The 528-nt window shown below is 64.8% G+C and carries 1 protein-coding gene; it reads left to right on the plus strand.

Annotation, left to right across the window (positions count from 1 at the left end; translation table 11 throughout):
- The coding region (locus ACTRWG_RS22740; protein WP_462829989.1) for a hypothetical protein at positions 1-528 on the plus strand (528 nt) is incomplete at both ends.

Here is a 528-nt window from a genome sequence, read left to right on the forward strand (position 1 = left end):
CAAGATCTCGGGGTCGCACCTGCGGCTGCCGGAGAATTTCACCCTCACCGCCGAGAAGGGCGCGGGCCTGGATGTGCGCACCACCTCGCCCACCGACACCTCGCCGCTGTTCCTGCTGTCCAACGGGGTCACGGTCGATAATGTCACTTTCGACGTGGTGAACGCGCCGAAAACCGGCTACAGCGGCGCCAAACCGGTGTCGGGCACCGATTACCACACCAAGCGCATCCTGGTGGTCGAAGGCGATGGGGTCACCGTTCAGAACAGCGCGTTCTCCGGCAATGTCTCGATGCATATCGACGTGCTGAACGGCGACCGCTTCAGCCTGGATAAGAGCTCCTTCGACGGCGGCTTCTACCAGGTCCGCATCGTCGGCGGCGATGACGCCAAGGTGACCGGCAGCCATTTCCGCAAATCGCTGGGCGACGGCGTCAAGACCACCGCCACCCCGGACGGCGACGCGCCTGAGCGGATGCTGGTGGCGGACAGCTTCTTTGAACGCAACGCCCGCGACGGGCTGGATACCGC

It is taken from the genome of Leisingera sp. G5_S3_59_S7 (genome assembly GCF_054968485.1).